At 71.1% G+C, this 25,287-nt stretch carries 23 protein-coding genes and 1 tRNA gene; 6 read left to right on the top strand and 18 right to left on the bottom strand.

Annotation, left to right across the window (positions count from 1 at the left end; translation table 11 throughout):
- Positions 1–238: 238 nt before the first annotated feature.
- Positions 239–323, bottom strand: a tRNA-Ser gene (locus FS769_RS14610).
- An 84-nt stretch (positions 324–407) separates the two neighbouring features.
- Here FS769_RS14610 and FS769_RS14605 point away from each other — a divergent pair.
- Together FS769_RS14605 and FS769_RS14600 are read left to right on the top strand one after the other, a co-directional pair.
- Positions 408–1,691: a DUF2254 domain-containing protein gene (locus tag FS769_RS14605; protein ID WP_144834649.1), complete on the top strand. Its 1,284-nt coding sequence runs from the start codon at positions 408–410 to the stop codon at positions 1,689–1,691.
- 132 nt (positions 1,692–1,823) lie between these two features.
- Positions 1,824–2,114 carry a PLDc N-terminal domain-containing protein gene (locus FS769_RS14600; protein WP_144834646.1) on the top strand — a complete coding sequence of 97 codons (291 nt, stop codon included), beginning with the start codon at positions 1,824–1,826 and terminating at the stop codon, positions 2,112–2,114.
- Between the two features lie 39 nt (positions 2,115–2,153).
- Here FS769_RS14600 and FS769_RS14595 read toward each other — a convergent pair whose 3' ends face one another.
- Both FS769_RS14595 and serS read right to left on the bottom strand, forming a co-directional pair.
- Positions 2,154–3,053, bottom strand: coding sequence for an HAD family hydrolase (locus tag FS769_RS14595; RefSeq protein ID WP_260979776.1), 900 nt, complete (start codon positions 3,051–3,053; stop codon positions 2,154–2,156).
- Positions 3,050–4,318: a serine--tRNA ligase gene (serS, locus tag FS769_RS14590; RefSeq protein ID WP_144834644.1), complete on the bottom strand. Its 1,269-nt coding sequence runs from the start codon at positions 4,316–4,318 to the stop codon at positions 3,050–3,052. The genes FS769_RS14595 and serS overlap by 4 nt, the downstream gene beginning before the upstream one ends.
- A 170-nt stretch (positions 4,319–4,488) precedes the next feature.
- Between serS and FS769_RS14585 the strand changes: the two genes are divergently transcribed.
- Entirely contained in the window at positions 4,489–5,778 is a 1,290-nt protein-coding gene (locus tag FS769_RS14585) for a diacylglycerol kinase family protein (protein WP_260979775.1), read from the top strand.
- Positions 5,779–5,851: 73 nt separating this feature from the next.
- Positions 5,852–7,222 carry a deoxyribodipyrimidine photo-lyase gene (locus FS769_RS14580; RefSeq protein WP_144834642.1) on the top strand — a complete coding sequence of 457 codons (1,371 nt, stop codon included), beginning with the start codon at positions 5,852–5,854 and terminating at the stop codon, positions 7,220–7,222.
- Positions 7,223–7,316: 94 nt separating this feature from the next.
- Here the strand turns inward: FS769_RS14580 and FS769_RS14575 are convergent, their stop codons facing one another.
- Together FS769_RS14575 and FS769_RS14570 are read right to left on the bottom strand one after the other, a co-directional pair.
- The gene (locus FS769_RS14575; RefSeq protein WP_144834640.1) at positions 7,317–7,748 is read right to left on the bottom strand and encodes an Asp23/Gls24 family envelope stress response protein; all 432 of its coding nucleotides are present in this window, start codon (positions 7,746–7,748) and stop codon (positions 7,317–7,319) included.
- A gap of 110 nt (positions 7,749–7,858) precedes the next feature.
- On the bottom strand, positions 7,859–8,134 hold the full coding sequence (locus tag FS769_RS14570) for a hypothetical protein (RefSeq protein WP_260979774.1): 276 nt from the start codon (positions 8,132–8,134) through the stop codon (positions 7,859–7,861).
- A gap of 107 nt (positions 8,135–8,241) precedes the next feature.
- Here FS769_RS14570 and FS769_RS14565 point away from each other — a divergent pair, with 107 nt between their 5' ends.
- On the top strand, positions 8,242–9,279 hold the full coding sequence (locus FS769_RS14565) for an LLM class flavin-dependent oxidoreductase (RefSeq protein WP_186325563.1): 1,038 nt from the start codon (positions 8,242–8,244) through the stop codon (positions 9,277–9,279).
- Between the two features lie 373 nt (positions 9,280–9,652).
- On the opposite strand, the gene pheA is transcribed toward FS769_RS14565, so the two are convergent.
- Positions 9,653–10,615 (bottom strand): prephenate dehydratase, encoded by a 963-nt coding sequence (gene pheA / locus FS769_RS14560; protein ID WP_144834634.1) that lies wholly within the window; start codon positions 10,613–10,615, stop codon positions 9,653–9,655.
- Between the two features lie 165 nt (positions 10,616–10,780).
- On the opposite strand from pheA, the gene pgm reads away from it, so the two are divergent.
- Complete coding sequence (gene pgm / locus FS769_RS14555) at positions 10,781–12,427, top strand: phosphoglucomutase (alpha-D-glucose-1,6-bisphosphate-dependent) (RefSeq protein ID WP_144834632.1); 1,647 nt, start codon at positions 10,781–10,783, stop codon at positions 12,425–12,427.
- Between the two features lie 546 nt (positions 12,428–12,973).
- Here pgm and FS769_RS14545 read toward each other — a convergent pair.
- From FS769_RS14545 to FS769_RS14490, 12 genes are all read right to left on the bottom strand, one after another.
- Entirely contained in the window at positions 12,974–14,020 is a 1,047-nt protein-coding gene (locus FS769_RS14545; protein ID WP_144834628.1) for an NAD(P)-dependent alcohol dehydrogenase, read from the bottom strand.
- Between the two features lie 105 nt (positions 14,021–14,125).
- Entirely contained in the window at positions 14,126–14,749 is a 624-nt protein-coding gene (locus FS769_RS14540; RefSeq protein ID WP_144834626.1) for a bifunctional 4-hydroxy-2-oxoglutarate aldolase/2-dehydro-3-deoxy-phosphogluconate aldolase, read from the bottom strand.
- On the bottom strand, positions 14,746–15,651 hold the full coding sequence (locus tag FS769_RS14535) for a sugar kinase (RefSeq protein WP_144834624.1): 906 nt from the start codon (positions 15,649–15,651) through the stop codon (positions 14,746–14,748). Before FS769_RS14535 ends, FS769_RS14540 begins: the two co-directional genes overlap by 4 nt.
- Complete coding sequence (gene kduI, locus FS769_RS14530; protein WP_144834622.1) at positions 15,651–16,493, bottom strand: 5-dehydro-4-deoxy-D-glucuronate isomerase; 843 nt, start codon at positions 16,491–16,493, stop codon at positions 15,651–15,653. Before kduI ends, FS769_RS14535 begins: the two co-directional genes overlap by 1 nt.
- A gap of 46 nt (positions 16,494–16,539) precedes the next feature.
- Positions 16,540–17,304 carry a 2-dehydro-3-deoxy-D-gluconate 5-dehydrogenase KduD gene (kduD, locus tag FS769_RS14525; protein ID WP_144834620.1) on the bottom strand — a complete coding sequence of 255 codons (765 nt, stop codon included), beginning with the start codon at positions 17,302–17,304 and terminating at the stop codon, positions 16,540–16,542.
- Complete coding sequence (locus FS769_RS14520) at positions 17,301–18,161, bottom strand: fumarylacetoacetate hydrolase family protein (protein WP_260979773.1); 861 nt, start codon at positions 18,159–18,161, stop codon at positions 17,301–17,303. The genes kduD and FS769_RS14520 overlap by 4 nt, the downstream gene beginning before the upstream one ends.
- Positions 18,158–19,327, bottom strand: coding sequence for a glycoside hydrolase family 88 protein (locus FS769_RS14515; protein ID WP_144834616.1), 1,170 nt, complete (start codon positions 19,325–19,327; stop codon positions 18,158–18,160). The genes FS769_RS14520 and FS769_RS14515 overlap by 4 nt, the downstream gene beginning before the upstream one ends.
- 16 nt (positions 19,328–19,343) lie before the next feature.
- Positions 19,344–20,015: a ferredoxin-NADPH reductase gene (locus FS769_RS14510; RefSeq protein WP_144834614.1), complete on the bottom strand. Its 672-nt coding sequence runs from the start codon at positions 20,013–20,015 to the stop codon at positions 19,344–19,346.
- Positions 20,016–20,018: 3 nt separating this feature from the next.
- A complete protein-coding gene (locus FS769_RS14505; RefSeq protein ID WP_144834612.1) occupies positions 20,019–20,936 on the bottom strand; it encodes a carbohydrate ABC transporter permease in 918 nt (305 codons plus the stop codon).
- Positions 20,936–21,874, bottom strand: coding sequence for a carbohydrate ABC transporter permease (locus FS769_RS14500; RefSeq protein WP_144834610.1), 939 nt, complete (start codon positions 21,872–21,874; stop codon positions 20,936–20,938). The genes FS769_RS14505 and FS769_RS14500 overlap by 1 nt, the downstream gene beginning before the upstream one ends.
- A 71-nt stretch (positions 21,875–21,945) precedes the next feature.
- Entirely contained in the window at positions 21,946–23,247 is a 1,302-nt protein-coding gene (locus tag FS769_RS14495; protein WP_144834608.1) for an ABC transporter substrate-binding protein, read from the bottom strand.
- Positions 23,244–25,244: a DUF2264 domain-containing protein gene (locus tag FS769_RS14490; RefSeq protein ID WP_144834722.1), complete on the bottom strand. Its 2,001-nt coding sequence runs from the start codon at positions 25,242–25,244 to the stop codon at positions 23,244–23,246. Before FS769_RS14490 ends, FS769_RS14495 begins: the two co-directional genes overlap by 4 nt.
- Positions 25,245–25,287 lie beyond the last annotated feature (43 nt).

Below are 25,287 nucleotides of genomic sequence, written 5' to 3'. Positions count from 1 at the left end.
CGGCCCGGCAGCACGTCACGCTCCGGCACGGCCGGAGGTCGCAGCAATACTAGGGACGGGCGGCTGTGAATGGCGTGAAGACCTGGCGTTTCATCGGCGCTTCTCGCCCCGCTGACAGGCGCGCTCACCCGCGCGGCGGGGGCCCTCGGGCGGCGTGGGCCCAACCAAGGTTCGACTCCCGCTCAACCGGTCATAACGCAGAACGGCGGACCCCTGCGGGGCCCGCCGTTCTGCGTTGCGGAGGGTGTGGGATTCGAACCCACGGGACATTGCTGCCCACTGGTTTTCAAGACCAGGTCCATCGGCCGCTCGGACAACCCTCCCGGACCCGACGAGTCTACCGAGCACGTCGCGAGATCGAGTCCAGCCCCCGGGCGCGGGCACGGCATCCGGATACCGTCGCGCCTATGGCACCGATCGCGCGCAGCCCCCTGGCCTCGTTCTTCCTCCGGCTCGGCCGGCAGGTGTGGGTGCGCGCCGCCGTGTTCACCGTCGTCGGGATCGTCGTGGTGCTGGCAGCCCGATTCGTCGGGCCCCTGCTGCCGTTCTCGTTCAGCTTCGGGCTCGCCGACGACGCCGTCGGCTCGCTGCTGCAGATCATCGCGACCGCGATGCTCACCGTCAGCACGTTCTCGGTCACCGCGATGGTCACGGCGTTCTCGTCGGCCACCACGACCGCCACCCCGCGGTCGACGCAGCTGCTCATCGCCGACCCGACCTCGCAGAACGCGGTGTCGACGTTCGTCGGGGCCTTCGCCTTCTCACTGGTCGGCATCGTCGCCCTCGAGACGGGGTATTACCAGGGCCAGGGGCGCACGATCCTGTTCGTGGCGACGCTGGTCATCATCGTGATGGTCATCGTCACCTTGCTGCGATGGATCTCGCACCTGTCGACCTTCGGACGGATGGCCGACGTGATCGACCGCGTCGAGAAGGCGGCCACCGAATCACTGGAGGTCTACGCCGAGAGGCCGACGCTCGGTGCCCGCGCCGCAGTCGAGATCCCCGCCCGGGCGAGAGCCGTCTACGCTGCGGACGTCGGCTACGTCACCCACGTCGACGTGGCGGGACTGGGCCGCATCGCCGAGCGCTTCTCCGTCGACATCCACGTGCGGGCGACGCCGGGACGCATCGCCGACGCCCGCGTCCCCCTCGCGAAGGTCGTCGGGAAGCTCGACGACGACGTGATCGCGGGCATCCGTCGCGCATTCAGGATCGAGCACCACCGCACGTACGAACAGGATCCCCGGTTCGGTGTGATCGCACTCACGGAGATCGGCAGCCGGGCGCTCTCGCCGTCGACCAACGACCCGGGGACGGCGATCGAGGTGGTCGCCGCGCTCCAGCGCGTCTTCGCGCGCGCTCTGCGTACCGAGGCGGACGACGACGTCGCCCACGAGCACGTCTTCGTGCCGGCTCCGCGCCTGGCGGATCTCGTCGACGACGCGTTCCGCCCGCTGGCGCGCGACGGAGCGGGGCTCGTCGAGGTGCAGGTGCGTCTGCAGAAATGTCTCGCCGCGCTCGCGGCATCCGCCCCTCGGAATGCACGCGTGTTCCGCGATGCCGCGCGCGAGGCGCTCCAGCGGAACCGGCGCGAACTCCCCCGAGGCGACCGTCGGATGCTGGAGGGGTCGGCGCGCAACGCCTGGCGGGACCTCGCCGCGGGATCGGTCGACGACCGGCGCTTCTGACAGCGCGCTATGGCCGGGCTATCGATCCCCTTCGGCGTGACCACGCGCCGTTGAGGGCGCCCTCCGCGAGGAGTAGACCGGGTCTCATCAGTCGTTCACGACCCACGGGCCGTCTGACTTGAGGAGGTCACCATGATCGTCACCAGCATGTCTTCGCAGATCGTCCTGGCGGTGTTCGCGCTCGTCTACGCGGCATCCGTCCTCGCCGCGGTCGTCGCCGTGCGAGACCCGCACGCGTCGGTCGGGCTCAAGGCCGCATGGGCGACCGCCCTGCTGTTGCTGCCGCCGGTGGGCCTGGTCGCCTGGGAGGCCGCACGCGTGGTCGATCACCGCGCTACGATCCGCCCCCTGAGCGCGGTCGATCGCACCGCGTACCTGGCCGACCGAGCCGCCCACGTGGCGAGCGGGTCCGCGCGAGTGTGAAGCGGGGCGCGGGCCGGCGCTGCGTCGGTCCGCGCGCCGTCAGAGCGCCCGGAGCACCGCCGCGACGCCGCCCTCGGTGACCGACAGGCCGACTTCGCCGGCCGCGGCGTGCACCTCGGGCGGACCCTGGTGCATCGCGATCGCACGACCACCGTTGCGCACCGCCCACTGCATCATCTCGATGTCGTTGCGCCCATCCCCCATCACCAGGACGTTCTCGGGGGCGATGTCGAGCCAGCCGCGGACGAGTTCGAGCGCGGTGGACTTGTCGACGCCCTGCGGGGCGATGTCGAGCCACGCGGTCCAGCCGATCGCGTACGACACCTGGGTCAGGCCGATGCGCTCGACCAGTTCGAGGAAGTCCTTGTCGGTCTGCTCCGGTGCGACCACGACCACGCGACAGACGGGCTGGCCCGAGAGCTCCGCGAAGGTCACCTTGTTCGCGCCGACGAGGTTCCAGTCGTCGAGGTAATCCGTGAACAGGCGCTTGCCGTCGGGCAGCTCCACGAGGAAGTGCGCCCCGGACAGGTGCTCGCCGAGCAGCGTCAGCACCTCGGTGGGGTCGAACGTCTCGACGTGCGCACGCTCGTACTCCGCGGCATCCGCTTCGCCGCCCCTGCGCATCACGATGGCGCCGTTCGAGCAGACGGCGTACTCGGGACGGATGCCGAGGCGCTCCATGACCCCGTGCGTGCTGTCCCAGCTGCGGCCGGTGGCGAGCATGACCTCGTGCCCCGCCTCTTGCGCGTGGCGGACGGCGTCGACGACACCGGGGCTGAGGGTCTCGTCTTCGAGGAGCACGGTGCCGTCGATGTCGAGGGCGATGAGCATGCGTCCGACCGGCGCCTCACGGGCGACGTCGGCGACGAGCTCGGCCGCCTCGTCCTGCGGCGACGCGTCGATGTCTCCGGTGCGGGGAAGGGCGGCCTCGTCGCTCACGCGATGGGCTCCATGACCTCGAGCCCACCGAGGTAGGGCCGCAAGACCTCGGGAACCGTGACCGATCCGTCGGCGCGCTGGTGCGTCTCGAGCAGCGCCACGATCCACCGCGTGGTGGCGAGCGTGCCGTTGAGGGTCGCGACCGGCTGCGTCTTGCCGCCGTCGGCCGGGCGGAACCGGGTCTCGAGGCGACGGGCCTGGTAGGTCGTGCAGTTCGAGGTGCTCGTCAGCTCGCGGTAGGCGTCTTGCGTGGGCACCCAGGCCTCGATGTCGAATTTGCGCGCGGCGCTCGAGCCGAGGTCGCCGGCGGCCACGTCGATCACGCGGTAGGCGAGGCCCAGGTCTTGCAGCATGCCCTCCTGCATCGCGACGAGGCGGTCGTGCTCGGCCTCGGCATCGGCCGGGTCGGTGTAGACGAACATCTCGAGCTTGTTGAACTGATGCACGCGGATGATGCCGCGGGTGTCCTTGCCGTAGGAGCCGGCCTCGCTGCGGTAGCAGGTGGACCATCCGGCGTAGCGCTTGGCGCCGCGATCGAAGTCGAGGATCTCGTCCATGTGGTACCCGGCGAGGGGCACCTCGCTCGTGCCGACCAGGTAGAGGTCTTCCTTCGGCAGGTGATAGACCTCGTCGGCGTGCTGGCCGAGGAAGCCGGTGCCGCGCATGACCTCGGGACGCACCAGCGTCGGGGGGATCATCGGGGTGAAGCCCGCCTGCAGCGCGCGGTCGAGGGCCAGTGTCATCAGCGCCAGTTCGAGGCGGGCGCCGATGCCGGTGAGGAAGTAGAAGCGGCTGCCCGAGACCTTGGTGCCGCGCTCCATGTCGATCGCGCCGAGCAACTCGCCGATCTCGAGGTGGTCGCGCGGGGTGAAGTCGTAGGTCGGGACCTCGCCGTGCGTGCGCAGGGTGACGAAGTTCTCTTCGCCGCCCGACGGGACGCCGTCGATGACGATGTTCTCGATCTTCGCGAGGGCGGCTTCGGCGGCGGCCTCGGCCTCGGCGGCGGCGTGCTGCGCGGCCTTCACCTGCTCGCTGAGCTGCTTCGCCTCGGCCACGAGCGCGGCCTTCTCGTCTTTCGGCGCCTGCGCGACGCGCTTGCCGTGCGCGTTCTGCGCGGCGCGGAGCTCTTCGAAGGCGGTGATGGCGGCGCGGCGGTCGCGATCGGCGGCGAGGGCGTCGTCCACCGAATCCGGCGACTCCCCGCGGGCGATCTGGGAGCGCTTCACGAGCTCGGGATCTTCACGCAGCAGGGTCAGGTCGATCACGCGTCCATCCTACGGTCGGCGTCGCGTGCCGCTTCGCTCCCCCGGGGGGGGGGGCAGCCCGCGCCACGACCCGCGGAATCGCGCGCGCACACCGGGGTGCTCGGCATCCGCCCGTCAAGCCCACCCCACCGCGCCGTTCCGGCGCGCGGGGCGGTCCTATGGTTGACCCCATGGCCGCCCCTGACGAGCCGCGTGACGACGCGGAGTCCCCCGAGACCGTTTCCGCCGACGCTCCCGACGAGGTGAAGGCGGATGCCGCCGCGGCCCAGGGCTCGGACGAGCACTTCCACGCCGCGCGCCTCGGCGACGACGTCGCCGATCACCCGCGCAAAGACGTCCCCCACCCGAAGGACGCCGCGGAGCCCGACGACACCATCCACCAGCCCGAGGACGTCGACCCCGACTCGTCGGCCGAGCTGCCCGGCAAGACGCAGCGCGTCGACCTCGAGGGCGAGGACGCCCCGATCGACGCCGAGACCACGCAGAAGAAGCGGGCCGCCCTCATCTACAACCCCGTCAAGGTCGACCCCGACGCCCTGCGCACCCGCACGGCCGAGCTGTCGGCCGAGGCCGGCTGGGCCGAACCGCTGTTCTACGAGACGACGGTCGACGACCTGGGCGACGACGTCACCCGCGCCGCCCTCGATGAGAAGGTCGACGCCGTGCTCGTGGCGGGCGGCGACGGCACCGTCCGCGCCGTCGCCGAGGCGCTGACCTCGTCGGGAGTGCCCCTGACGATCATTCCGAGCGGCACGGGCAACCTGCTCGCCCGCAACCTCAACCTGCCCCTCTCCGACAGCGACGCGATGATCCGCTCGACCTTCGAGGGTGACGTCCTCTCGATCGACACCGGGATCGCGCGCATCCGTCGCGTCGGCGGAGAGATCGAGGAGCACGGCTTCTCGGTCATGGCCGGCATCGGCCTGGACGCCGCGATGATCCAGAACACCCGCGACGACCTGAAGAAGCAGGTCGGCTGGGTCGCCTACGTCGACGGAGCGGCGCGGTCGCTCGTCTCGGCGAAGCCCTTCCGCGTCATGTACCAGCTCGACGGGCACCGCCTGCACTCGGCGAGGGTGCAGAGCGTGCTCTTCGCGAACTGCGGCGCCCTGCAGGGCGGCGTGGCTCTGATCCCCGACGCCTCCATCGCCGACGGCAGCCTCGACGTGGCCGTGCTGCAGCCGAGCGGCGTTCTCGGCTGGCTCGGCGTGTGGCGGAGCATCGTGTGGGACAACTCGGTGCTCCGGAAGTTCCGCGCCGGGCGGCGCGTGCTCGAGCGCCGCAAGGACACCTCGGTGCGCTACCTGCGGGGCACGGGCATCGAGCTGGCGACCGCTCCCGCGCAGCCGATCGAGCTCGACGGCGACGAGTTCGGCGAGGCGACGCGCGTGTACACCCGCATCGTCGCCGGCGGGCTCGTGGTCGCTCTGCCGAAGGGCCACGACACCTCGTCGCTCTGACCTTCTCGGGGCGGCGGCCGCGCGCGGGTGTCAAGCCCGAAGCACCGGATGCCGCGGTGGATAGCGTCGACGCATGGCTTCACCCTCGATCGTCTGGTTTCGCGACGACCTGCGCCTGACCGACAACCCGGCGCTTCGCGCAGCCCTCGACCGCGACGAGCCGATCGTCGCCCTGTACCTGCTGGACGAGGAATCCGACGGCGTGCGCGAGATCGGCGGGGCGGCCCGCTGGTGGCTGCACGGCTCGTTGACCTCGCTCGGCGAGCGCGTGAGCGAGCGCGGAGGGTCGCTGGTGCTGCGTCGCGGCAAGGCGGCCGAGGTCGTCCCCGCCCTGGTCGAGGAGGTCGGCGCCGGAGCGGTGTTCTGGAACCGGCGCTACGGCGGAGTGGAGCGCGAGATCGACGCCGGCATCAAAGAGAAACTGCGCGACGACGGCGTGACCGTCGCCTCGTTCGCCGCCAACCTGCTCTACGAACCGTGGACGGTGCGCACCCAGTCCGACAAGCCGTACGGGGTGTACAGCCCCTTCGCGCGGGCCGTGCAGAAGCTTCCCGCCCCGCGCCCGCCGATGCCGGAGGCGCGCAAGATCCCCGGTTTCGACGCCAGCGTCGACGGCGACGACCTCGGCGCGTGGGGGCTGCTGCCCACGAAGCCCGACTGGGCCGGGGGCCTGCGCGAGACGTGGGAGCCCGGAGAGCCCGCCGCGAAGGCGCGCCTGAAGGAGTTCCTCGACGACGACCTCGGCGACTATTCGCAGTACCGCGACGAGTTCGCCGGCGGCGCCACCTCGAACCTGTCGCCCCGCCTGCGCTGGGGCGAGCTCAGCCCCTACCAGGTGTGGCACGACACCCTCGAGCACCGGGGATCGGGCCAGCACGCGCAGAGCGCGAGCGGCTTCCTCTCGGAGCTCGTGTGGCGCGAGTTCGCCTGGCACGTGACCTACCACTCCCCCGACATCGCGACGGTGAACTGGCGCCGCACCTTCGACGCCTTCCCCTGGCCGGAGCTCGACCGATCGCACCTCGAGACCTGGCAGCAGGGCAAGACGGGCGTGGCCGTGGTCGACGCCGGCATGCGCCAGCTCTGGCACACCGGCGTCATGCACAACCGCGTGCGCATGGTCACGGCATCGTTCCTCATCAAGAACCTGCTCATCGACTGGCGTCACGGCGAGCAGTGGTTCTGGGACTGCCTCGTCGACGCGGATGCCGCGAGCAACCCCTTCAACTGGCAGTGGGTCGCGGGAAGCGGTGCGGATGCCGCTCCGTACTTCCGCGTGTTCAACCCCGACACGCAGCGCAAGAAGTTCGACCCGCACGACGCCTACATCAAGGAGTGGGCCCCGGAGTACCTCGGAGAGGACCCGCCGGAGCCGATGGTGGACCTCGGCGAGACGCGTAAGCGGGCGCTCGACGCGTATTCGCACGTGCGCCACGGGGGCTGAGCCGGAACCCGCTTCGACGGATCGCGAAGCTCGCGGCATCCGGGGACGCGAAAGGAGCGCCACCTCACGGTGACGCCCCTTTTCGAGACGGGTGTCAGTTGACGCGCTGCTCGGCGGCGGCGTCCTCGTCGTCGTCGTCGCCCGGGATGAAGACGTCGACCACGGTCACGTTGATCTCGGCGACCTTCATGCCCACGAGCTCGGTGATGGCCTGGTGCACGGCCGCGCGGACGTTCGAGGCCACGCGCTGAAGCTGCTCGGGGTAGTCGACCTGGATCGCGATGTCGGCGGCCACCTCGGTCTCGCCGACCTCGACGCTCACACCCTGGGCGTGGTCCTTGGCACCGACGGCCTGACGGATGTTGCCGATCACACGGGCCGCTCCGCCACCGAGAGCGTGGACGCCGGGAACCTCGGCCGCGGCGATGCCGGCGACCTTGGCGACGACGGCGTCGACGATGACGGTCGAGCCGCCGTCCTTCGTGGCAGGGGTGGGGGTGGCGGTGGTGGTGGTGTTCTCAGCCATGTTCGCTTCCTTCCGTCGTTCCGGGACCGTGTGTCCCGCGATGTCATAGGTAGGACGCACGCCGAGCACCATTCGTCACGGAATCTTCCTGAGAGGATCCTGACCGTCGGTCATCCGCCGAAGAAGTCACCGAAGGGCTCGCCGGCGTCCCCCGTGTCGCGCGGATCGATCTCGACGGTCTCGACCGACAGCGTCACACTCGTGTGCGGAGTGAACAGCACCCACATCTCGCGATCGCCGACCACGACGAACCGCTCGAACCTCCCGCCCGCGTGCACCGCCTCCTCGATTCGTCGCTCGAGGTCGCCGAGGTCTTGCCCCTGAGCGAGGAGATAGGAGTTCTCGCCTATCGCGATCTGCGTGCGCACCATCGTCTCGGTCCCCATGCGCGGGACGGTAGGCCGCGTCATCGGCGGAGGTCACGGGGGTTGCGCTCTCGCGCCGGAGGAATAGGAGAGGGCACGAACCGGTTGGATCCGAGGTGAACGACGCCATGCCTTCCCTCTCCGTTCTCGACCTCGTTCCCGTGCGCCACGGGCAGAGCAGCGCGCAGGCGGTGAGCGCCGCCCTCGACCTCGTCGAGCGGGCCGACCGCCTCGGCTACCGGCGCTACTGGTTCGCCGAGCACCACAACATGCCCTCGGTGGCGTCGACCACTCCCCCCGTGCTCATCGCCGCGGCTGCGGCGCGCACCTCGCGCATCCGCGTCGGGTCGGGCGGCGTCATGCTGCCCAACCACTCCCCGCTCATCGTCGCCGAGCAGTTCGCCGCCCTCGAGGCCCTGGCCCCCGGCCGCATCGACCTCGGCATCGGCCGCGCCCCCGGCAGCGACCCGGTCATCACCCAGTTGCTGAACCGCTCGGGCACCACGAGCGACGTCTCGCGCTTCCCCGACCACGTGACCGACATCATGGCGCTCACCTCGCCCGACGGGGCGACGGTGCGCTTCACCTCGGGCACCGAGTACCAGGTGAAGGCGACGCCCGCGGCATCCGGAACCCCCCAGGTGTGGCTGCTCGGCTCGAGCGACTACTCGGCGCAACTCGCGGCCAGCTTCGGTCTGCCCTACGTCTTCGCGAACCACTTCTCGGGCGAGGGGCTCACCCACGCGCTCGGGGTGTACCGCGACCAGTTCGTGCCCAACGAGTCGGGTGAAGGCCCGCGCACCTTCGTCACCGCCAACGTCGTCGCCGCGCCGACCGCCGAAGAGGCGGAAGAACGCGCTCTGCCGCAGCTGCGCATGATGGCGCGCCTGCGCACGAACCGCCCCATGGTGCCGCTCGAGACCATCGAGCAGGCCAAGGCCGAGCCGTTCGACGCGATGGCCGAATCGGTCATGGCCTCGACCCGGCAGAAGTGGTTCGTCGGCACCGGAGCCGAGGTGCAGGGCCAGCTCGCCGCGTTCGCTGCGCAGCACGGCGTTGACGAGATCATGGTCTCGCCCGTCGCCGGAGCATACGAAGGCGAGGGGTCGGAAGGCCGCGTGCAGACCCTCGAGCTCATCGCGGCCCCCGCGACCGTCGCGGCCTGACGCGAGACAGGTGGCTGAGCCTGTCGAAGTCACCGAGGGCGCCGCGGGTACCGGGCCCTTCGACACGCTCAGGGACCTCTGCCGTACGCGAGGTGGCTGAGCCTGTCGAAGCCACCGAGGCCACCGCGGGTCCCGGGCCCTTCGACACGCTCAGCGACCTGGGCTGCGCGCGACACAGGTGGCTGAGCCTGTCGAAGCCACCGAGGGCGCCGCGGGTACCGGGCCCTTCGACAAGCTCAGGGACCTCTGCCGTACGCGAGGTGGCTGAGCCTGTCGAAGCCACCGGGGCCACCGCGGGTCCCGGGCCCTTCGACACGCTCAGGGACCTGGGCTGCGACGGGCCGTTCGACACGCTCAGGGACCTCGCGACGGGTCAGGCCTCGGGCTCGCCGCTCAGCAGGCCGCGCAGCCAGTCGCGGGCCTCGACGAACACGTCGTCGCTGTAGCGCTGCGGGTAGCGGACGATCGCGCGGTCGGCGCGGGCATACGAGCCGAGGAAGATGACCTTCGGGCTGAACCGGCGGAGTCCCAGAAGAGCATCGGCCATGCGCTCGTCGTGCACGTGCCCGTCGGCGTCGATGACGAAGCGGTAGCGCCCGAGGGCGTCGCCGATGGGGCGCGAGGCCAGCAGGCTCAGGTTGATGCCGCGCGTGGCGAACTGCTCGAGCAGCTCGAGCAGGGCACCCGGGTGGTCCTCGGGCAGCTCGACGATGAGCGAGGTCTTGTCGGCACCGGTGGGCGGCGCCGGGGCGACCGTGCGGCTGACCAGCACGAACCGCGTCACCGCATTGGGGTTGTCGCCGATGTTCTCGGCCAGCACCGACACGTCGTGGTGGGCGACGATGCCGGGGGCCGCCACCGCGGCATCCGCCGCACTCGTCCCATCGAGCACGCCGAGCGCGCTCGCGACGTTGCTCTCGGCGGGAAGGTGCGCGTGGGCGGGGAGGTTCTTGCTGAGCCATCCGAGGCACTGGCCGTAGGCGACCGGGTGGGCGGCGATGAGCGAGACGTCGGCAAGCGTGGCGCCGGGGCGACCGACGAGCACGAAGTTCACCGGCACGAGGTATTCGCCCACGATGCGCAGACCCGGCACGGTGGCCAGGGCGTCCTGCGCGGTCGAGACACCGCCGTCGACGGAGTTCTCGATGGCGATCATCGCGGCATCCGATCGCCCCTCGACGACGTCGGCCAGCGCTTCGCCGACGTTGCGGACGGGACGCCAGATCTGATCGCGCGCCTCGGGCACCTGCGCGAGGGCCGCCTCGGTGAACGTGCCGGCCGGGCCGAGGTAGCTGTAGGTACGGCGGGCGGGCACGGTCTCTGTGTCGGGCAGCACGGCGTCCAGCCTAGACCTGGGGGATGATTCCGGATGCCGCGTCAGCGGGCCCCCGTCACCGTCCGGGGCCCGGTCGACGGGCGACCGCCCGCGGCGCGATGACGGATTCTCTCAGAATGCGTCACGGCGTGTGCGCATGTCGGAGGGAGCGGGCAGACTGGACGCATGAGCAGTCGCGCAGGGCAGCCCGCAGAGGCGTCCGATCTCATCGACATCGACGAACTGATCGCCGCGTATTACGACCGCAAGCCCGACGCCGCCGTGCCCGAGCAGCGCGTCGCCTTCGGAACGAGCGGTCACCGCGGATCCTCGCTGAGTACGAGCTTCAACGAAGACCACATCCTCGCCACGACCCAGGCGATCGTCGACTACCGCGCCGCGCAGGGGATCACCGGTCCGCTGTTCCTCGGCCGCGACACCCACGGGCTGTCGCTCCCGGCCGAGCGCAGCGCCATCGAGGTGCTCGTGGCCAACGGCGTCGACGTGCGCGTCGACTCGCGCGACGCGTGGGTGCCGACCCCCGCGCTCAGCCACGCGATCCTCACCTACAACCGCGACCTCGACGCCTCCGACCCCGGCCGTGCCGACGGGATCGTCGTCACGCCCTCGCACAACCCGCCGCGCGACGGCGGCTTCAAGTACAACCCCCCGCACGGCGGACCGGCCGACACCGACGCCACGGGCTGGATCGCCGACCGTGCGAACGAGCTCATCGCCGCCGGCCTCGACGGCGTCACCCGCACGCGTCACGCCGACATCGACCTCGACGGCCTGGGCCAGTACGACTTCCGCGACGCGTACGTGCGGGATCTGGCATCCATCATCGACATCGACGCTATCAAGAACGCCGGCGTCCGCATCGGCGCCGACCCGCTGGGCGGTGCGTCGGTGGAGTACTGGGCGCTCATCGCCGAGGTCTACGGCCTCGACCTCACGGTCGTGAACCCCGAGGTCGACCCGACGTGGAAGTTCATGACGCTCGATTGGGACGAGAAGATCCGCATGGATCCCTCGTCGCCCTCGGCCATGGCCTCGCTCGTCGCCGCGCGCGCCGACTACGACATCCTCACCGGCAACGACGCCGACGCCGACCGCCACGGCATCGTCACCCCCGACGCGGGGCTGATGAACCCGAACCACTACCTCGCGGTCGCGATCGACTACCTGTTCTCGCACCGCCCGAACTGGCCGGCCGACGCCGCCGTGGGCAAGACGCTCGTGTCGTCGATGATCATCGACCGCGTCGCCGACGCCCTCGGCAAGACGCTGCTCGAGGTGCCCGTCGGGTTCAAGTGGTTCGTCCCCGGCCTGCTCGACGGCTCCGTCGCGTTCGGCGGCGAGGAGTCGGCCGGTGCGTCGTTCCTGCGCAAGGACGGCACGGTGTGGACGACCGACAAGGACGGCATCCTGCTCTGTCTGCTGGCCGCCGAGATCCTCGCGGTCACCGGCAAGACCCCGTCGCAGCGCTACGCCGAGCTCGAGCAGCAGTTCGGCTCGTCGGCGTACCAGCGCGTCGACGCTCCGGCCTCGCCCGCGCAGAAGTCGGCGCTGTCGAAGCTGTCTCCGGCTGCCGTGTCGGCCACCGAACTCGCCGGTGAGCCCATCACCGCGAAGCTCTCGCACGCACCGGGCAACGGCGCCGCGATCGGCGGGCTGAAGGTGCAGACCGAGTCGGCGTGGTTCGCCGCGCGCCCCTCGGGCACCGAAGACGTCTACAAGCTGTACGCCGAGTCGCTCCGCGGTGAGGACCACCTGCGCGAGGTGCAGGAAGAAGCACGCGCGGTCGTCTCGGCCGCGCTCGGCCAGGCCTGATCCGCACGGTTCGTCAGCGGCGTCGCCCTTCGGGGCGGCGCCGCTTTCGCGTGTACCGGGTCGGCGCGACGAGCCGTCGTGCGGAGTCGACGGCGACACGCCGCGACCCCGGGCCGGCAGACCGGCGTGTCGGCCTCGAACTCCGCAGGACGGCGGGGCGGCGGGGCGGCGGGAGGACGGGGACGGGGACAGGGACCGGGACGGGGGACGGGACGGGGACCGGGACGGGGACCGGGACGGGGACCGGACCGGGACGGGGACGGGACGGGACGGGGACGGGACCGGGACGGGACCGGGACGGGGACGGCACCGCGCCGACCGCCCCCTCAGGAACCGTCGTGCGGAGTCGACGGCGACACGCCGCGACCCCGGGCCCGCAGACCGGCGTGTCGGCCTCGAACTCCGCAGGACGGCACCCGGCGGGGCGGGCGGGCCGCCGTAAGGGGCGGGGCCGGACGGGACGGGACGCCCGACCGGGCCGGGAACGCCGCGGCCCCGACGCTCCGGAGAACGTCGGGGCCGTGGCATCCGGGGCCGAAGCCGGGATCAGGCGGGGGCGAAGGTCTTCGCGTCGATCACGAAGCGGTAGCGCACGTCGCTCTTCAGCACGCGCTCGTAGGCCTCGTTGATCTGGTCGGCCGAGATGAGCTCGGTCTCGGGCGCGATGCCGTTCTCGGCGCAGAAGTCGAGCATCTCCTGGGTCTCGCGGATGCCGCCGATCGACGAACCCGCGAAGGAACGACGGTTGGTGAACAGCGTGAAGACCTGGATGGGCAGGGGCTCCGGCGGGGCGCCGACGTTGACCATCGTGCCGTTCAGGGCGAGGAGGCCCAGGTACTGCTTGAGGTCGAGCGGGGCGCTGACGGTGTTGATGATGAGGTCGAAGCTCTTCTTCAGCTTCTCGAAGGTCTCGTCGTCCTTCGTCGCGTAGTAGTGGTCGGCGCCCATCTTCAGGCCGTCGTCCTTCTTGCTGAGAGTCTGCGAGAGCACGGTGACCTCGGCGCCCATGGCGTGGGCGATCTTGACGGCCATGTGGCCGAGCCCGCCGAGGCCGACGACGGCGACCTTCTTGCCGGGGCCGGCGTTCCAGTGGTTCAGCGGCGAGTAGGTCGTGATGCCGGCGCACAGCAGCGGCGCGGCCTTCTCGTAGGGGATCGACTCGGGAACGCGCAGCACGAAGTGCTCGTCGACGACGATCTTCTCGCTGTAGCCGCCCTGGGTGATCGTGCCGTCGACGTCCTTCGCGCCGTACGTGCCGATGTTGCCCTTCTCGCAGTACTGCTCCTCGCCCGCGAGGCAGTTCTCGCACTCGCGGCAGGAGTTCACCATGCAGCCGACGCCGACGCGGTCGCCGACCTTGTGGCTGGTGACCTCGGAACCGACCTCGGCGACCGTGCCGACGATCTCGTGGCCGACGGTCAGGGGGTAGGGCACGTCGCCCCACTCGCCGCGGATGGTGTGGATGTCGGAGTGGCAGATGCCGGCGTAGGCGATGTCGATCAGGACGTCCTTCGGGCCGACGTCGCGGCGCTCGATGGTCGTGGGCTCGAGGGGTGAGGTCGCGGACGACGCCGCGTAGGCGTTGACGTGCATGGGTCTCCTCAGTGGGGGATCGTTGCGGACGGTCAATCTTCTCCCGCCGACGCCGCCGAGGGACGGGCTTGCACGGATGTGCGCGAGATGCCAGAGGACGAGGGCTCAGGCGGCTGGCGACAGCAGGGCGGCCAGGCGCGGCAGCTGCGAGGAGTCCTCGAGGGCCGAGCCCACGGCCGCCACGCGCACCCCGGCGTCGAGGTAGTCGGCGACGTTGCCGGCGTCGAGACCGCCCGTCGCGACGAACCGCACGTCGGGGAAGGGTCCGCGGATCACGCGGAACCACGCCGGGGTCAGCCAGGTCGCGGGGAACGCCTTGAGCCAGCGCAGCCCGAGCGAGACGGCGAGCTGCACCTCGCTGGGGGTCGCGACGCCCGGGAGGATCGGGATGCCGTGCGCTCGGGCCGCGGCGACGACGGCGGGGTCGAGCCCGGGCGAGACGAGGTAGCGCGCACCGGCCGCGACGGCGATCGGCACCTGCGCGGGGTCGATGATCGTGCCGGCGCAGACGATCCGCCCGCGCTCGGCTCCCGCGGCGCACACCGCGCGCAGGGCCTTTTCGTCGGCGGGGGTCTGCAGGGGAACCTCGACGTTGTCGATGCCGAGGTCCCACGCGGTCGCGGCGAGCGCGAGCGAACGCTCGCGGCCCATCCCCCGCAGGATCGCCATGAGCGGGGCGGAGGCGAAGGTGTCGTCGAACCAGGCGGCGGTGGCATCGGGAGGGGTCATGCGGGCGTCCTGTCGGGGTGGGCGGCATCGTGCAGCGAGTCGCCGTAGGTGCGGAGGGTGAGCGCGGCGCGCTCGTGGCCGGAGCGGAGGCGATCGGATGCCGTGGCGCCGGTCGCCCGCGCGGCGAGGTATCCCCCGGCGAAGGCGTCACCCGCTCCCACGGCGTCGAGAACCTCGACGGGCAGCGAGGGGACGAAGACGCGCTCCTCGCCCGCGAACACCGTCGCGCCGACGTCGCCGTCCTTCACGACCAGCTCGGCGATCTCCGGGAACAGCGCGCGCACGTCGGCGTCGGTGGGAGTACCCCAGAGCACCTCGGCCTCATCGCGGCCGACGAACACGAGGTCGGCCCGAGCGGCGAGGGCACGCAGCACGGGCGCGGCCTCGGCCGCCGACCACAGCGCGGCGCGGTGGTTCACGTCGAAGCTGACGGTGACGCCCTCGTCGCGCGCCCGGCCGATCGCGGCGTCGAGGAAGTCGCGCGCGGTGTCGGACAACGCGGCGGTGATGCCCGAGACGTGCAGCATGTCGACGCCGTCGAGGGCCAGGGTCGCGGCATCCGCCCTCGAGAAGCACGACGCCGCGGAGCCCCGCCGATAATAGCTCACCCCGCGCCCCGGATCTTTCACGTACAGCCCGGTGGGGTGCGCCGCGTCGCGCTCGACGAGCGAGACGTCGACACCGCGACCCGCGACCTGCCGCAGCACGCGGTCGCCGAGCGCGTCGGCGCCCAGGCGGCTCCACCAGCGTGCGGTCACGCCGAGGGCCGCGGCGTGCGCGGCGACGTTCGACTCGGCTCCGCCCGCGTCGACGAGGAAGCCGGTCGCCTCGACCACTCCCGCCCCGTCGGCGGGCGCGAGCATCGCCATCGTCTCGCCGACGGCGAGCAGCACGGGACTCATCAGCGCAGGTCGGTGATGGGCGCGGCATCCATGTCGTCGAACGACTGGTTCTCGCCCGCCATCGCCCACACGAATGAGTACGCGGCGGTGCCGACTCCCGAGTGCAGCGACCAGCTCGGCGAGATGATCGCCTGGCGGTCGCCGACGATGAGGTGACGCGTCTCTTCGCGCTCGCCCATGAGGTGCACGACGCGCGCCTCCTCGGGCAGGTCGAAGTAGAGGTAGCACTCGGTGCGGCGGTCGTGGGTGTGGGCCGGCATGGTGTTCCACATCGATCCCGGATGCAGCTGCGTCACACCCATCACGATCTGGCAGCTCTTCACGCCGTTCTCGTGGATGTACTGGTTGAGCGTGCGGCGGTTGCTCGTGAGCTGGTCGCCCAGCTCGCGGACCGTGCCTTCGCCCGGAGAGACGAGGGCGGCGGGGTAGGCCGTGTGCGCGGGGGCCGAGAACAGGTAGAACTGCGCGCCCGCGGCATCCGCCCCATCGGCGAAGACCACGTCGCGGATGCCGCGACCGAGGTACAGACAGGCTCCGGTGACGAGCTCGTACACCTCGCCGTCGGCGGTGACGGTTCCGGCGCCGCCCACGTTGACGATGCCGAGCTCGCGGTGCTCGAGGAAGTACTCGCTGCGGATCTCGGGGTAGCCCGTGAGCGGCAGGGGCGAGCCGGCGGGCACCGCTCCGCCCAGCACGATGCGGTCGTGGTGGGTGTACGTCAGGCGCACCTCGCCGGCGACGAAGACGTCGTCGATGAGGAAGCGCTCGCGCAGCTGCGCGGTGTCCATGCCGGGGATCTGCTCGGGGTGGGTGGCGTAGCGCTGGGGGATGGAGGCGGTCATGCGAATCTCCTGGATCGGGGGTGGAAGGGGCGGGCGGCGGCGCGCGTCAGCGGACCAGCCACCCGCCGTCGACGGGGATCACCGCGCCGGTGACGTACGCGGCGGCATCGGAGGCGAGGAAGACGAAGGCACCCTGCAGGTCGGCCGGGGTGCCCCAGCGGGCGGCGGGGATGCGGGCGAGGATCGACGCCTCGCGATCGACGTCGGCGCGGATGGGCGCGGTGTTGTCGGTGGCCATGTAGCCCGGGGCGATCGCGTTGACGGTGACTCCGGATGCCGCCCACTCGTTCGCCAGCGCCTTGGTGAGCCCCGCGACCGCGTGCTTGCTCGCCGCGTAGCCCGGGACGAGGATGCCGCCCTGGAACGACAGCATCGAGGCGACGTTGACGATGCGCCCCCAGCCCTGGTCGATCATGCGGCGACCGGCGGCCTGCGACAGGTGGAACACCGCGTCGACGTTGACCGCCATGACCTCGTCCCAGTCGCTCGTCGCGTGCTCGGCGGCGGGGGCGCGACGGATCATGCCGGCGTTGTTGACGAGGATGTCGACACGGCCGAGGGCATCGGCGGCCTCGTCGATCGCGGCGGCGAGCTCGGCGGGCGTGGCCGTGGCGAAGTCGCGCTGCACCGTGTGCACGCGCCGCCCGAGGCCGCGCGCGAGCTCGGCGGTGTGCGAGGCGTCGCCGCGGTCGATCAGCACGAGGTCGGCTCCGGCCTCGGCGAGCGCGAGGGCCGCGCCCTGGCCGAGCCCGCGGCTCGAACCGGTGATGACGGCGACGCGGCCGTCGAGGCGGAAGGTGTCGAGGATCATGCGGAGTCTCCCGGGGGTGCGACGAAGGTGGTGGTGAACTCGCCGAGGCCCGAGATGCGCACGGTCACCGCGTCGCCGGGGGCGAGGGGCCGGTGCGCCTCCTGGGCGTCAGGGAGCTTCTGCGGCGTGCCCGTCGAGACGACGTCGCCGGGCTCGAGGGTCATGACCTGGCTCAGGTGATGCACGACGAAGGCGACCGAGAAGATGGTCGTCGCCGTCGACTGCGAGACGGTCACGACCCCGTCGCGCACGACCTCGACGAGCAGGTCCTGCGGGTCGACCTCGTCGGCGGTCACGAGCCACGGGCCGAGGGGCGCGAAGCCGTCGAAGCACTTGCCCAGCGCCCACTGGCTCTGCTTGCGCTGCCACGAGCGGTCGGACACGTCGTTGAGCACGGTGTACCCGGCGACGTACGACATCGCCTCGGCCAGCGGCACGGCGTGCGCGCGGCGCCCGATGACCACCGCCACCTCTCCCTCGTAGTCGACGTCGTCGGCGACGGCGGGGACCACGACGGGATCGTTCGGCCCGCCGAGCGTGTTCGCCGTCTTCACGAACACGTCGGGCGTGGCCGGGTCGTCGGTGGTCGGGTCGACGCCGTCGGGCACGTGACCGCGGTAGTTGTACCCGAGGCAGGCGAGGATGCGCGGCCGCACCGGCGCGCGCAGGCTCGAGGGGTCGAGGGTCGGCAGGGTCTCGGCATCCGTCGTCTCGATCAGATCCCGGATGCCGTCGAGCTCGGCGAAGAGCTCGCTCAGCGGTCGCGGGCCGAGGTCGAGCACGTGGTCGCCGGTCGCTCCCGCCACGACGGCCACCGACCGCTCGCCGGCGCCGCCGTCGATGCGCGCGAGCCTCACCACACGGGCCGCCAGTCGGGACGCGAGGCGCGCGCGAGCGCCTCGAAGTAGAAGTAGTCGCCCCAGAGGGTCCCCTCGTCGACGCCGACGTTCTTGGGCAGGTCGTAGACGCTGTGCAGCAGCACGGTGTCGGCGTCGTCGGCCCGGGCCGGGGTGTAGTGGGCGATGAGCGAGGTGAGGATGCGCTCGGCCGCCGCGCGCCAGCGGGGCGCGTTCTCGGGGTCGGCCTCGGCCAGCTCGAACAGTCCGCACACCGCGATCGCGCCCGAGGAGCTGTCGCGCGGGGCTTCGGCGCCGTCGTTGTACACGAGGTCCCAGAAGGGGACGTCGTCGGCGGGCAGGTGCGAGAGGAAGTACTCGGCGCACGTGCGGGAGGCCTCGAGCAGCGCCTCGTCGCCGGTGGCGCGGTGGTTCAGCGCGAAGCCGTAGATGCCCCACGCCTGTCCGCGCGCCCAGCACGAGTCGTCGAACGCGCCCTGCTCGGTCGCTCCGCGCAGCGGCTCGCCCGTCTCGGCGTCCCAGTAGAAGGTGTGGAAGGTCGAGCCGTCGGGGCGCAGGATGCGCGTGCGCAGCTCGGCCGTATGCCGGGACACCACCTCGCTGAAGCGCGGGTCGCCGGTCTGCTCGCCCGCCCACGTCAGCAGCGGCATGTTCATGAGGCTGTCGATGATGGTGCGACCGCGCTGCGCGGGGTCGGCGAGGTCGCCCCAGGCCTGGATGATCCCGGCCGAGGGCAGGTAGCGCGTCATGAGGTGCTCGGCCGCCGACAGGGCGCTCGCGCGGGCCTCGGCGTCGTCGAGAAGGCGCGCGGGCGCCACGCACGACAGCGTGTAGAGGAAGCCGAGGTCGTGGGTGTCGAGGTCGTCCTCCTCGCGCACGCGGCGACCGAAGTCGGCGGCGTGGCCGAGCGCGGCGTCGCGGAACACGTCGTCGCCGGTCAGCTCGTAGGCGATCCACTGCATGCCCGGCCAGAAGCTCGTGGTCCAGCCGCGGTTCGCGCCCTCTGCGAAGCCGGGCACGGCGGGGCGCAGCGGATAGCGGTTCTCACGGGTCGTGTCGTCGGGGTATCGCGCGCCGAAGGCGTCGATGTTGGCCCGCACCGTGGCCAGCACCTGCGCGATCGCGCGGTCGGTGTCCACGCGAGCGGTGGGGAGGGAGGTCGTCATCGGGGGATCCTTCAGGTCAGACGGCCACGGCGGCGTCGGCCGGCAGCACGGGACGGAGGCTGAAGCGGGCGTTGGCCCACACCAGGTAGAGAGCGGGGGCGGCCGTCAGGCCCAGGGCCAGCGCCGGGGAGGTCGTGAAGAGCACGGCCTGCCCCGCGAGCACCAGCAGGCTGACGGCGCTGAGATACCAGCGGCGTACGGCGAACACCGCGGCCGTCGACAGCAGCACGCGCAGCGGCGTGCCGGGAGCCTCGACCAGGGCGGTCAGCGCGACCGGCGCGACGGCCAGCGCGAGCAGCACGACGCTCAGGCACAACGGCACGACGAGCACGCCCCACGAGGCCGTGGCGACGGCGCGCACGTCGATCAGCGCCAGCGTCACCACGATGGCGGCGAGAGCGCCGATTGCGAGCGACTTGCCGGCGGTCCGGCGCCATCCGGCCCAGAAGACGCGCACGACGCGCCCCTCCCCCATGCCGTGCGCACGGAACGCGGTGAGGGCCCCCGCGAGCGCCGGTGCGCACAGGGGCGCGGTCAGCAGCAGCAGCGGCCAGGATGCCGCGGGGTCGGTCGTCATGGCGACGATGAGGAATGGCGCGCACGCGACGGCCAGCATCACGTTGACGATCAGCCCGAGGTAGACCGTCGCGAAGACGCTCGCGTACGTGTCGTGAGAGATGCGGCGCACGGCTCAGCCCTTCATTCCGCTGGTCGCGATGCCCTCGACGAAGTACTTCTGTCCGAAGAGGAAGACGATCGCGATCGGGACGACCGACATGGTGAGCCCGGCGAACAGCAGGGCGTAGTTGGCGTCGTACAAGGTGCTCACGAAGCTCTGGAGCCCCAGCTGGATGGTCCACAGGTCGGGGCTGCGCAGGTAGATGAGCGGCCCGAGGTAGTCGTTCCACGTGTTCACGAAGGTCAGCAGCGTGAGGCTCGCGATCGCGGGGACCGACAGGGGCAGCATGATGCGGGCCCAGATGCCGTATTCGCTCAGTCCGTCGAGCCGCGCAGCCTCGGAGAGGTCTTCGGGGATGGTGTCGTAGTACTGCTTCATCAGGAACACCCCGAAGGCGCCGAACGCCTGGATCAGGATGATCGCCCAGAGGGTGTTCGAGACCTTGGCGTTGGAGAGCAGGATGAACTGCGGGATCATGTACGACTGCCACGGCACGGCGATCGTGCCGATGTAGACGAGGAACAGCACGTCGCGGCCAGGGAAGCGCATGCGCGAGAACCCGTAAGCGGCGAACGAGCCGGTCAGCACCTGCAGGAAGGTGACGACCACCGCCAGCACGAGCGTGTTGCGGATCCACGTCAGCATGCCGGACTGCGTCCAGATGTCGACGTAGTTGCTCCACACCCACGTCTCGGGGAACCACTTCACGGGGGCGCTGAAGACGTCGTTGGGCGTCTTGAGCGAGCTCATGATCATCCAGAAGAACGGCATGAGCAGCGCCACCGCGGCGAGGACCATCACGGCGTAGCCGATGACGCGGCCGATGCGGCGCGCGGGGCGCTTCGCCCCCGCGACGGGACGACGGCGCGGCGGCTTCGCCCCCGCGGTGACGAGCGTGCGGGTGGCGTCGGGAACGAGGAGGTCGGTCATCAGGCGTCCCGCTTCTTGTTGATGAAGAACTGCACCAGGGTCACCACGATGCAGAGGAGGAAGAGCACGATCGAGGCCGCCGAGGCGTATCCGAACTGGTTCTCCTGGAAGCCCTTCTGGTAGATGAACTGCGACAGCACGAGGGTCGACTGGCCGGGTCCGCCCTGGGTCATCACCAGGATCAGATCGAAGATCTTGAACGAGTTGATCGTCAGCATCACCGTGACGAAGAAGGTCGTCGGGCGCAGGCACGGCAGCGTGACGTTGACGAAGCGCTGCCAGACGTTGGCTCCGTCGACGCGGGCGGCCTCGTGCAACTCGCGCGGCACGGTCTGCAGGCCCGCGAGGAACAGGATCATGTAGTAGCCCATGTCGCGCCACGTGCTGATGATGACGACGGCGGGCATCGCCCACTCCGACGAGGTGAGCCACCCCGGCGGGTTCTGCAGGCCGAAGAACCGCAGGATCTCGTTGATGGGCCCGTACTCGGGGCTGAAGAGCAGGTTCCAGACGACCGCGATCGCGACGATAGAGGTGATGTAGGGGAAGAACGCCGCGGTGCGGAAGAAGGCGACTCCGCGCAGCTTGTTGTTCAGCAGCAGGGCGAGTCCCAGCGCGACGATCATCGTCAGCGGGATGTGCAGAGCGGCGTAGTACAGCGTGTTGAACAGGGCGATGCGGAAGCTGCCGTCGCCGAGGAGCCGCTGGAAGTTCGCGATCCCGACGAACGCGGACGACCCGAAGACGTTCCAGTTCGTCATCGACATGTAGAACAACGTCACGACGGGCACGAGCGTGAGGGCGGCGAACCCCACGAAGTTGGGGAGGATGAAGCTCCACCCGATGAGGGTGCTGCGCAGCGTCAGACGGGAGCGGCTCCGCGGCCGGTCCGGCCCGGTCTTCGGCGCCCGCTTGCGGGTGTCGGCGATGGTCGCCATGGTGTCTCCAGGTCTCGAGGGGGTCTCAGGGGTGGCCGGCCCGGGAGCGGACCGGCCACCAGGGGGTGGCGTCAGCCGACGCCGACCTCGCTCTTCACGCGGTCCTGAGCCGTCTTGATGGCGTCGTCGATCGACGTCGACCCCGACATCACGGCGGTGTGCAGGTCGAGCAGGATGTTCTGCACGGCCGCGGTCTTGGCCGAGGTGGGGTTCTCCGGCTTGGTGTCGTGCGTCGACCATGCGAACTTCGACAGTTCGTCGGTCGGAGCACCCTTGACGGCGAAGTACGTGTCGGCGACGGAGTCGCTGGTCAGCGCGGGGGTGATGCCCAGACCCGCGAGCACCTGGGCGCCGTCTTCACCGGCGGCGAAGGCGAGGAACTTCTTCGCGGCGGCGAGCTTGGTGGCATCCGCCGCCTTGTTCACGGCGAAGCCGGTCGGGTCGCCGAAGGTCACCGGGGTCTCGGAGGTGCCCGTCGTCGAGGAGTCGAACTGCGGGATGGGCGCGAAGCCCCACGAGAAGGCGTCGGCCTCGCCCTTGGCCTGCTGGGCGATGAGGGTCGCGACGTACCAGGTGCCCATGGGCATCATCGCGGCGGACTGCTTGCCGAACTCGGCCTGGTAGGTCAGCTTGTTGGCGGTGACGGTGTTGTACTCCACCTGCGCACCCGCCGACTGCAGGTCGAGCACGCGCTCGTAGTACGGCTTCATGTAGTCGTACTCGCCGTCGAGGATGTTCACGTCGGGGGTCTGCGCGTTGGCGAAGCCCTGGACGGTGGACTGCCAGCTGTGCTGGTACGTGCCGAGGGCTGCGGAGCCGGCGGCCCCGAGCTTGGTGGTGAGCTCCTTCGCGGCCTTCTCGTAGTCGTCCCACGTCCACGAACCGTCGGGCTCGGCGACGCCGGCCTGGGTGAAGAGGTCCTTGTTGTAGAAAAGCACCCACGAGTCCTGGCGGTAGGGCACCGCCCACGTCGCGCCGTCGACCTGGAACGCGCCGGCGCCGCCGATGCCGTCGGGCAGGCTCACGTCGGAGACGTCGGCCAGCTGGTTGCCGGCCTGGTAGGTGATGAACGACTTGAGGTTCTTCTGCGTGATGATGTCGGGGCCGGTGCCTGCGGCGAGGTCGGCCGTCATCAGGGTGTCGTAGTTGGTCGCGTCGTATTCCTTGACCTCGACGGTGATGTCGGGGTTCTCCTCGTGGAACTTATCGGCGAGGGCCTGGAACTCCGGCGTCGTGCTGAGGCTCCAGCCCGACATCGACAGGGTGACGGGGCCCGACTCGGCGGGCGCCTCGGACGATCCGCCGCTGCAGGCGGTCAGCGACAGGGCGGCGACGATGCCCACCCCGGTCGCGACGATGATCTTGCGCTTCATGCGTGCTGCTCCTTTGCGATTGCGTTCCGGGCGCCGCTTCGGGCCCGAGAGTGCCGGTGCGCCCTACGGGAGGCTCCGGAGTCTGTGAGGGGGGTGCGCGTGCGCAGCCCGTCGGGCCACGTCACCAGCGCAGTCCCGGTGATCTCGTCGAGGTCGAGGGTCGCGACGGTCTCGACCGGCTCGGCGGCCAGCGAGACGAGAGCCGCGAAGGGAACGCCGACGCGCGCGTCCCACGACAGCACCGGCACGGCCGCAACGACACCGAGCGGGCTGGCGTCGCGGCGGACCACCACCTGCGAGGTCGCGTCGTCGACCAGGGCCCGGATGCCGGAGACCCGGTCGTTCGCGCGCGCCTCGGCGGCGCCGGTCGAGGTGAGGTGCGCGGGCTCGGCGGCCGCGATCGGCCACCCGCCCATGCGCAGGCGCAGATCCGACGCGTCGAGGTCGTCGGAGAGCTCGTCGACCGTCGCGATGCGGATCTCCCACGGCCCGCGCACGAGGCAGTGCACGCTCATGCGGCCCGCCGAACGGATCTCGCCCGCGAGCCCCGCACCGTGGCGGTGGCCGGTGGGCGAGGGCTCGACCCAGTGCACGTCCGACACGCTCGAGGCGATGCCCACGCCGTCGACGACGCGCACGCCGAGGGGTTCGAGCGCGGTGCGGTGCGTGGCCCGCCCCGCGGCGTCGACCAGCGCCGCGGACTGCTCGAGCGGCTCGGTCCACGCGAGGTCGTCGAGCAGGGGCGAGGTGGCGGTCGAGTAGCCGATGCGGGCGTACAGGGGCGAGTCCGCGGTGCGCGCGCCGGGGAGCGATTTGTCGGTGCCGTGGTTGAACACGCGCACGATGCCGTCGGAACGCGTGCCCGAGACGATCCACCCGGCCGCGTCGATCGCGCGCAGGTCGTCGCCCTCTTCGACGGGCAGCGGCTCGTCGGCTGCGGCCCAGACGGGGTGGTCGGCGGGCAGGCAGATGCCGAGCAGGCCCTTGACCGCCCAGTACGGCGAACCGGGGCCGGAGTACGACTGCGCCAGCGCGCGCCACGGACCGTGCCACCCGAGGGTGAGGACGCCCTCGGCATCCGGAGCCCCGTTCCCGGTGAAGTGGTCGATGATGCGTGCGGCGGCTCCGCGCAGGCGCCCCGGGCTGGTCGAGGGAACCTCGGCCATCACGCCGGCCCAGAACGGCGCCGCGGCGGCGAACCGGTAGATGAGGCTGCGGCCCTGCAGCAGGGGCGAGCCGTCGGCGCCGACGAGGTGCAGGGCGTCGAGGAGGAAGCGATCGAGACGCGCGACGTCTGCCGTGGTGCGGCCGCCCGCGAGCTCGGCGGCGCCGGTCATGCGCGGCCACAGCACCGGGTAGACGTGCAGCGCCCAGCCGACGTAGTGGTCGAACGCGCGCTCTTCGCCGTCGGCGAGCCAGCCGTCGGTGCGCACGAACGAGTCGTGCCGGTCGAGGTCGGCGGCGATGTCGTCGGCCGACCAGGGGCCTCCGACCGAGCGAAGGAAGGTCTCGACCACGATGCGGAACCAGACCCAGTTGGTCTGCGGGTAGGTGTCGTCGCCCACGACGGGCGCGAGATAGGCGATGACCCGAGTGCGGGTGGTTTCGTCGAACCGGTCCCAGATCCAGGGGCGGGTGAGATCGAGCGCCAGGGCGAGGGAGGCCGCCTCGACCTTGGCCTGCGCGTGTTCGTCGATGCGCACCCAGCGGTCGGGGGCCGAGGGGTCGACGCCGGAGCGCACGCCGCGCGTGAAGAAGGCGATGAGGTCGTCGACGCCCTGGCCCTCGGCACCGGCGATGCGCAGGCCCGCGAGGAGGAAGACGCGGGAGAAGCCTTCGAGGCCGTCGACGTCGCGACCGTAGCCGCCCTCGTCTCCGGGAAACTGGATGCGTCCGTGGCCGGGCGTCGCGTGCTCCTGCGCGGCGCCGAGCAGCGCGTCGGCGACGGCGAGCCAGTCGTCGCGCTGGCCGCCGGCGAGGCGGGGCAGGGCGTTCATCGCCACGGGTTCTCCTTTGAAGACCGTCGTCCACCCGCGGGTG

Source organism: Microbacterium sp. BH-3-3-3, from assembly GCF_007679045.1.
Taxonomy (GTDB): domain Bacteria; phylum Actinomycetota; class Actinomycetes; order Actinomycetales; family Microbacteriaceae; genus Microbacterium; species Microbacterium algihabitans.
This window is presented reverse-complemented; position numbering and strand designations above follow the sequence as displayed.